The organism is bacterium (genome assembly GCA_037131655.1).
In the GTDB taxonomy this organism is placed as follows: Bacteria; Armatimonadota; Fimbriimonadia; order Fimbriimonadales; family JBAXQP01; genus JBAXQP01.
The window spans coordinates 1-5,219 of the sequence record JBAXQP010000194.1 but is presented as its reverse complement, the minus strand read 5'-3'; the positions used below and the strand labels follow the sequence as shown (position 1 = coordinate 5,219).

General features: G+C 47.4%; 4 protein-coding genes. 2 read left to right on the top strand and 2 right to left on the bottom strand.

Annotation, left to right across the window (positions count from 1 at the left end; genetic code table 11):
• Positions 1-564: a hypothetical protein gene (locus WCO51_09375; GenBank protein ID MEI6513468.1), complete on the bottom strand. Its 564-nt coding sequence runs from the start codon at positions 562-564 to the stop codon at positions 1-3.
• A 354-nt stretch (positions 565-918) separates the two neighbouring features.
• Here WCO51_09375 and era point away from each other — a divergent pair, with 354 nt between their 5' ends.
• Together era and WCO51_09365 are read left to right on the top strand one after the other, a co-directional pair.
• Entirely contained in the window at positions 919-1,830 is a 912-nt protein-coding gene (gene era / locus WCO51_09370; GenBank protein MEI6513467.1) for a GTPase Era, read from the top strand.
• An 11-nt stretch (positions 1,831-1,841) separates the two neighbouring features.
• Positions 1,842-3,662, top strand: a complete 1,821-nt coding sequence (locus WCO51_09365) for a protein kinase (protein ID MEI6513466.1) — start codon at positions 1,842-1,844, stop codon at positions 3,660-3,662.
• 1 nt (position 3,663) lies between these two features.
• On the opposite strand, the gene mutS is transcribed toward WCO51_09365, so the two are convergent.
• Positions 3,664-5,219, bottom strand: a 1,556-nt coding sequence (mutS, locus tag WCO51_09360) for a DNA mismatch repair protein MutS (protein MEI6513465.1), incomplete at its 5' end; no start/stop codon positions are given.

Here is a 5,219-nt window from a genome sequence, read left to right as displayed (position 1 = left end):
TTATAAACGAATATCGAAGGATTTGTGGCCAAGGAGTTTGGCAAGACGGGCAGTTTCTGTTAGGGGGAACTCGTATTCAATCCAACGTTCGCGGAAACCAGAAAAGCTATGGATATTCAATAAACGCTGAAGTTCTTCAAGCACCGATTGACTGAATTGACGAACGGTTGTGTTGCCTCGCATAATTTCAGTGGCAGTTGCGGGTATGCCGGTGCCGAAGAAGTATTCGCTATGCCTTTGAAGACTGAACCCGATAGGAGCTTCAGGGGTAAGCGCATAGTCAATAATGATCTCTCCCGAACCTTGCCGCTGAACATCAGGCATCGGTTCTTCGATAATCAGCCAATGAGCCCCCGGTTCATCTTGAAAGAGAACATGACCTTCTACTCTGTCATAGAGTGCATTGCCGGCATTTTCTCCATCCATTAAATAACAAGCAAGCCAAGCCATTTTGCTTAAAGGTTCATGAAGACATGAGACGCGCAATTCTCGCTGCTCCACATCGTTTCCGACCCAAGCAGTAGCCCAACCGTATTCTTCAATATCATAACGAAACCGGAACATTAAGCGCCTCCTTTAGAGGGATGGCGAAAGATGTTAATCTCCCATTTGCCAAAGCAGCTCCCTGTTCCTTCTTATTGATATTCAAGTTTTTATCAACAAGGCAATTCGACATTATGACCAAGCTCAACTTCAAATATAACTTTCCAGCACATTGTACCGTTTGTAGATGCGTTAAAGAGTTAATACTAGTATTGTGCATCCTATAGCTTTATACTTGCAAGTCATATAGATGAGAAAAAAATTAACACAAAGCTTGGAGTCTGAGAGAAAAGGGTTACGTAGGTATAATGGGGCGACTGAAGTTTGGTATTTGTTCGTCTAACATATGAGATATGTAATAAAGTGAGGCTTAAAGTGGATTTAGCATCTGTTGCGCCGGATTATAAGACAGGTTTTGTCGCAGTGGTCGGCAAGCCCAACGTGGGGAAAAGCACGTTAATTAACGCTTTGGTGGGGCAGAAGGTGAGCGCCGTCTCTTCAAAGCCTCAGACAACTCGCCGTCGGGTATTGGGTATTTTAACCTTGCCGAAGTCTCAAGTGATTTTCGTTGATACCCCGGGTATACACCAGCCTCACAATAAACTTGGGCAGCTGATGATCCAAACGGCTCAGCAGGCCGTTACCGATGGGGATGTGATCCTCTTCATGGTCGATGGCTCTCGATTGCCGGACTTTGAGGACAGAAAGATTGCGCAGATACTCAACAATGATCATGTTCCTCCAGTGATTCTTGTTATGAACAAAATGGACAAGCTAAAAGCTGAAAGGGTTGAATCGAACGTCGCAGCGTATCAAGCTTTGGTTAAGCACGTCGATTGGATGATGACTACGGCATTAAGAAAAGTCAATCTTGATAAACTCCTCGATCAGATTAATAATGTCTTGCCCGAGGGGCCGCCACTTTTTGAAGAGGATCAAGTCACCGATCAGAGTATGCGTATATTTGCTTCCGAACTGATCCGCGAGAAGGTTCTACACAAAACGCGACAGGAAGTTCCTCATTCTGTGGCAGTATTAGTCGAATTATGGGAAGAACGGACTAATGGTGTAGTGCATATCGGGGCAACAATATATGTAGAGAAAGACAGTCAAAAAGGGATCCTTATCGGGCAAGGTGGGATTATGTTGAAACAAATTGGTCAATTGGCCCGGGAAGAAATAGAGGAAGCCCTCGAACAAAAAGTGTATTTAGAATTGTGGGTCAAGGTTCGTCGAGATTGGCGACAGGACCCGAACGCATTGCGTAGTCTTGAATTCGGTAATTAACAGGGGTAATTGTGAGCGTACCGGCTCAAATAATTGGTAAATACCAAATCATACGCGAGATTGCGCGCAGCAACGACATCGTCTATGAGGCATACGACTCCCAGATGAACCGGCGGGTTGCGCTCAAAGAGCTTGTGTTTCAGGGTGGAGCAACGGATCAACAGCGTGCTGAACGCATTCGCCGATTTAAGCGAGAGGCGAAGGCGGCGGGTATGCTCGTTCACCCCAATATCGTCACCATCTACGATGTCGGTGAGGATGATGGCCGCTACTATATCGCGATGGAATATCTGGAAGGGGAAACTCTTCGAGCGCGAATTGATAGAGGTTTTCTCGAAGTTGACGAGGCGCTCCCGATCATTAAAGATGTTCTCGAAGCGTTGAAATTCGCCCATCAGCATAGTGTAGTTCATAGAGACATCAAGCCTGATAACATCCACTTACTTCCCGATGGGCGCGTAAAGCTGACTGATTTTGGTATTGCCCGACTTACTTTTGAACCTTCTATTACAGTGGATGGGCAGATTTTCGGTACTCCAAGCTATATGTCCCCTGAGCAGGTCATTGGCAAGGAAATCGATGTTCGAAGTGATCTGTTTTCGGTGGGGGTTGTCTTATACGAGATGCTCACAGGCAGTAAGCCATTCTTTGGCGACAGCGTAGTCACGATTACCTACAACATCATGAATACTGAGGCTCCTGCTCCTCCAGGGGTTTCGTTCCCGATTGAGCAGATTATACGAAAGCTGTTGGAAAAAAGCTTGAGCTTGCGCTATCAGACGGTTCAGGAAGTTTTAGACGATTTGCATATCGCTGAACAGCAGCTTAAGCAAGGGGTGGCTTCCGGTCCGATGGGAACTCCCTATGGGCTGACGGGACCTGTTCCGCCTCCCGATCCTTATGGCGTTCCACCCCCTAATCCCTATGGGGCATATCAACCGCATCCCTACATGCCGAATCCCTACGCTCCACCGATGCCGGGTCAGCCTCCAGTTGGTTATCCAGATCCATGGATGATCCCACGAGCGCCTCGTCCGCCAATGATGAGTGCAGCTACCAAAGCTTTTGTTGGGCGTTTTATCGCGACCATCGTCATCGGATTGGCGCTGATTGGGATTATATTGGGGGTTATCTTAGGGATTAATAAGGCTTATTCGAATAATCAAGCTCAGGCCATAGATGATCAATTGAGTAAGCAAGCAGCAGAAGTTGAGAAGATAGTAAAGAATGCTGCAGCGCTCATCCAACAAGGGAAATACGAAAGCGCAATTGAAGCCTACACTTCAGCCTCCTCCGGATACGAATCGTTACTTAGGCAAGCAAAAACCGATAACTATACCTCTGTGCTCACCCATAATCTGGCGGTTTGCTATATCAACACAGCCGGTTTACTCTATGATTTGAGGCGCTATACAGAATGCCAAGAGCTGTTGTCACGAGTTATTCTAATGGAACAGCGCACCCCACCTCTTAAGCTTGATACGAATGATAAAGCGGAAGCATATAGCCGCCGCAGTGTGCTTTACCATTCTTGGTTTAAGCTAAACCAGGCGAGTCCTTACCTTTTGGACGATGCGGTCGAAGATATGCGCAGCGCCATTCAATTTACTAAAAGTTCAAAAGAGAAAGAATATCGCCACAATTTAGGAATAATTCTGCTCGATCGCGGCGCTATAAAGCAAAGTGCGGGTGATTACGATAATGCAAGAAAGGATTACCAAGAGGCGAGAGATGTGGCTCCGGATGATAACTCAATAGCCGATATCGCTCGACAACGGATCAATTATCTTCTTCAACCTCAAAATCCATCTACTCCTGCCCAGGTGCCTTAGCTTACTTCTGACCCTGCTGTTTGCGGCGCCATTCGTCTAGTTTCATTAAGGCTTCTACGGGGGTCATTTCGCTGAGGTTAAGCTTTTTAAGTTCTTCGAGGATGGGCGATTGTTCGGCTTCGAAGAGAGTTAATTGGAGCTTCTTTCGTTTTTCGATATGCAGCGGCTCCAGCGGGGCGCGTTGCTCAAGTTCGAGTAGGATTTCAGTAGCCCTCTCAACTACACTGCGAGGAACCCCAGCCATTCTTGCCACTTGAATCCCATAGCTTCTATCTGTTCCGCCCGGCAAAACTTTATGAAGCCAAATCACATGATCACCCTGTTCTTTGACCGCTACTCTAAAGTTGCACACACCCGACATCTGATCAGCGAGATCGTTGAGTTGGTGGTAATGGGTGGCAAAAAGGGTTTTGCATCCGATTTCGACCAGTGATTCAGCTACTGCGCGGGCGATTGCCATGCCATCGTATGTGCTGGTTCCGCGGCCAATCTCGTCTAACACAACTAAGCTGCGGGGAGTGGCATTATTTAAGATATTGGCTGTTTCACTCATCTCGACCATGAACGTGGATTGGCCGGTTGTCAGCTCATCTCGCGCCCCTACTCGGGTAAAGATGCGATCGACTAATCCCGTGCAAGCTTCATCAGCAGGAACAAAACAACCCATGTGGGCCATAAGCGCAATAATAGCGGTTTGGCGAAGATAGGTTGATTTGCCTGACATATTCGGCCCGGTCAATACGATTAAGCGCTGGTCGTCATCGTTGAGCACGCAGTCGTTGGGGACGAAGGAAATATCGGGTTGGAAGTGCTCCACGACAGGATGGCGACCCCCTTTGATAGCAATTGCGTTTTCGGTGATAATCACCGGACGGGTGTAATGGTTACGGACGGATATTTCGGCAAATGAAGTCAGCACATCAATCTCCGCAACCGCTCGCGCAATCTGGAGCACTCGCGAAGCATGTTGGGCTACTTTCGCTCGAAGCTCTACAAAGAGATCGTATTCTAACTGCTGGATTCGATCTTCGGCCCCGCTGACAATAACCTGATATTCTTTAAGCGCTACGGTGGTATAGCGTTCGGCGTTTGCAGTTGTCTGCTTACGATCATATTCAGCAGGTACTTTGGCAATCTGGCTTTTTGGGATCTCGATATAGTAACCGAAAACTGCGTTGAAGCCGACTTTTAAGGAGTTGATCCCTGTTTGTTCACGTTCGTGAAGTTCAAGCTCGGCGATGAATTTCTTTCCCTTACCGCTTTGCTGTCTCAGGGTGTCAAGTTCATAGGAATAACCGTCGCGGATGATGCCGCCTTCACGAATTTGCATCGGTGGTTCATCAGGAAGCGCTTTATCGAGCAGTTCGGTCATCTCATCCATAGGGGCAATATAAGTCGACAGAGTTTTTAGCCGATCGGCCGAACAGTTCTCAATATGAGTTCGCAGCAATGGCAGCATATGAAGCGAACGACGTAACGCCACTAAATCACGTGGGTTAGCGGTGCCGGTTGCAGCCCTTGAAATAAGCCGTTCCAAGTCAGAGATAGGATGAAGCG